The sequence below is a fragment of the Oscillibacter sp. genome, assembly GCF_032060045.1.
Classification (GTDB): domain Bacteria; phylum Bacillota; class Clostridia; order Oscillospirales; family Oscillospiraceae; genus Oscillibacter.
This window is the reverse complement of sequence record NZ_DAMBZJ010000005.1, coordinates 67,901-70,949: the sequence shown is the minus strand read 5'-3', so window position 1 is coordinate 70,949 and position 3,049 is coordinate 67,901. Positions and strand designations below refer to the sequence as shown.

The 3,049-nt window shown below is 55.4% G+C and carries 3 protein-coding genes; all 3 read right to left on the bottom strand.

The features are described 5' to 3' along the window. The coding region (locus tag RT018_RS03490; RefSeq protein WP_312939312.1) for an Hsp70 family protein at positions 1–976 on the bottom strand (976 nt) is incomplete at its 3' end. Between the two features lie 49 nt (positions 977–1,025). Next, positions 1,026–1,637 (bottom strand): nucleotide exchange factor GrpE, encoded by a 612-nt coding sequence (locus RT018_RS03485; RefSeq protein WP_312939311.1) that lies wholly within the window; start codon positions 1,635–1,637, stop codon positions 1,026–1,028. Continuing rightward, the gene (gene hrcA, locus RT018_RS03480; protein WP_312939308.1) at positions 1,634–2,686 is read right to left on the bottom strand and encodes a heat-inducible transcriptional repressor HrcA; all 1,053 of its coding nucleotides are present in this window, start codon (positions 2,684–2,686) and stop codon (positions 1,634–1,636) included. Before hrcA ends, RT018_RS03485 begins: the two co-directional genes overlap by 4 nt. Positions 2,687–3,049 lie beyond the last annotated feature (363 nt).

The following is a 3,049-nucleotide window of genomic DNA, read 5'->3' as shown; positions in this document are numbered from 1 at the left end:
TCTTCACGGCTTCCTGCACGGCGGGAATCCGGCTGGAGCCGCCCACCAGAAGGACCTTGTTCAGCTCAGAGGGCTTCAGGCCTGCGTCGGACATGGCCTGCCGCACGGGACCCATGGTGGCGTCCACCAGATGGCTGGTCAGCTCGTTGAACTTGGCCCGGGTGAGGGTCACATCCAGATGCTTTGGACCATTTGCGTCGGCAGTGATATAGGGGAGATTGATGTTGGAGCTGGTGACGCCGGAAAGTTCCACCTTGGCCTTTTCGGCGGCTTCCTTCAGCCGCTGCATGGCCACCTTATCGCTGGAGAGGTCCACGCCGTCGCTACGCTTAAACTCGCTGACCAGAAACTTCATGACGCACTCGTCAAAATCGTCGCCGCCCAGCCGGTTGTTGCCTGCGGTGGCCAGCACCTCGATCACGCCGTCGTCAATTTCCAAAATGGACACGTCGAAGGTGCCGCCGCCCAGATCGTACACCATGATTTTCTGGGACTGCTCCTTGTCCACACCATAGGCCAACGCGGCGGCGGTGGGCTCGTTGATGATGCGCTTGACCTCAAGGCCCGCGATTTTACCTGCGTCCTTGGTGGCCTGACGCTGGGCGTCGGTGAAGTAGGCAGGCACAGTAATGACCGCCTCGGTGACGGAGCTGCCGAGATACGCCTCCGCATCGGCCTTCAACTTTTGCAGAATCATGGCACTGATTTCCTGCGGCGTATAGGCCTTTCCGTCAATGGTGACCTTGTGGTCGGTGCCCATCTCCCGCTTGATGGAAGAGATGGTGCGGTCCGGATTGGTGATGGCCTGGCGCTTTGCCACCTGACCGACCATGCGCTCACCGGTCTTGGAAAACGCCACCACGGACGGGGTAGTGCGGTTGCCCTCGGCGTTGGCGATGACGATGGACTCGCCACCCTCCATCACTGCCACGCAAGAGTTGGTGGTACCCAAATCGATTCCGATTACTTTAGACATAATGAATTCCTCCTATATCGAAACATAAAAAATTACAAATCCGGAAAATTTAATTAGCAACGCGGACAGCGGCAAAACGCAGAACTTTGTCGCCCATCATAAAGCCCGTCTGAAACACGTCTGCCACCACGTTTTCACCCAGCGCTTCGTCATCGATATGCATAACGGCGTTGTGCCGATTGGGGTCAAAGGGCTGTCCCAATGCTTCCATCTTGGCGACGCCCAGTTTGGCAAGCACTTCTTTGTACTGATTAAAAATCATTTCCAGTCCCTTTTTATGAGGGGACTCGTCATCGCCCCCAGCCTGCATTGCTCGCTCCAAATTATCGTACACCGCCAAAAAGGCAATGACGGTGTCGGCCTTGGCGTCCTGATAGATGGACTCTTTCTCCTTGGATGTGCGCTTGCGGTAGTTGTCATATTCAGCGCTTAACCGGGTAAACTGGTCCGTAACGGAGGTAAGCTGCCTTGCGGCCAGCTCGGCGGCCTCCATCTGTTCCCGGGTAAGGGTATAGGTCTTTTCCTTTTTCTTAGGCTCCTTCCGGGACTTTTCGTTCTTTCCGTGCGTGTCCTGAGAAGTCTCCTCCGTCTCGGGGGGGAGTGTCTGCTCCGACTCCTGCTCCGGAATCTGATCGATGGGCTCTTTCTTTTCCTCGCTCACGTCTTTGTGTCCTCCTTCTTGGAAAGTAAATCCTTCTTTCCAAACATTCGTGCCATACCTTCGGCAAAATAGCTCAGCCGCGCGGTCACGGCGGCGTAATCCATACGGGTGGGACCCACCACGCCAATAAGGCCCCGCAAATCGTCTCCGATGTCGTAGCTTGCGACCACCACGCTGGTGTCCATCAGTGCGCGGCTGACGTTTTCCGGTCCGATCAAAATTTTCATGGCGGTGTTTTCATCGGGGGAGGGGAGGTCTGCGTCTTCGTCGCTCAAATAACTCATAAGCTGGTGTGCCTTATCCGCATCCCGGAATTCGGGAAGCTTTAAAAGCCGACTGGCCCCCACAGTCTGCACCTCCCGGCGGCCCGCCTCGTCCAGCACGTCCGTGGCATAGGCCACGGTCTGGCTCAGAGGCAGAAACACCTTGGGGGAAAGCTGGTCCGTCATGTGCAGCAGACGCTCGTTCATCTCGTCGGCGGAGCTGCTGGTAAAATGAGTATTCAGCAAGTGGGCAAGCGCCGGTATCTGGTCTGCGTCCAGCGTTAGCTGAAGCCGGAGAAGTTGGCTTTTCACCCGATTGTTCCCCATCATCACCACGACAATCAAGCTTTCGTCGTCCACGGGAATCAAATCAAAATGCTTGGCAAAAAATTTTTTCCGTCCGGCGGTAGCTGTGTACACAGGATAGCCTGCCAGCGCGCTGACCGCTTTCCCGGCTTGAGAAACAGCCCGGTCCAGCTCCTCCATTTTCAGGTGAAGCGCCGCGTTCAGTTTCTCCGTCTCCACCACGCTGAGCTTTTGCCGCTCCATCAGCTCATTGACGTACAGTCGATAGCCTTTGGGTGCGGGCACCCGCCCTGCGGAGGTGTGGGGCTGCTCCAGATAACCCAGCTCCACCAGATCCGCCAGCTCGTTGCGGATGGTGGCGGAGCTGACAGAGCCGCCCATCTGGGAAGCAATTGCCTTTGAGCCCACCGGCTCGGCAGTGGAAACGTAATCCTCCACCACCGCTTTCAGTATTTGCTTTTTTCGGTCTGTTAAATCCATAGTCCGCTCCTTACCAGAACGGTAAAATAATGATTAGCACTCATTAGTTCCGAGTGCTAAAGCGAGTTTACCACCACGCAAAACGAATGTCAATGGATGGATATAAACAAATTGTAAATTCAGGTAAAACCCTTTGTTTTGTGAAGGTGACAGACATTCGTCGGCCTGCCCAAACGCGTGGATTCCAGAAAAAAAGCTTCTTCTTTAATGGAATGCATTTAAGATGTAAAAACGCCCCGCGTCCGCGTTTGCGGACCGGGACGCTGATTTCGACTAATTTTCAGGAATCTGAGCCGCTTCCCAGCCTTGCAACAGCGCTCGCGCCGCTTCTCCGCTGGGTGGTAAATCGGTTAAATGCAGCAA

Excerpts from the sequence above, each read along its gene's own strand:
- hrcA (WP_312939308.1), bottom strand. The coding sequence starts at position 2,686 with ATGGATTTAACAGACCGAAAAAAGCAAATACTGAAAGCGGTGGTGGAG.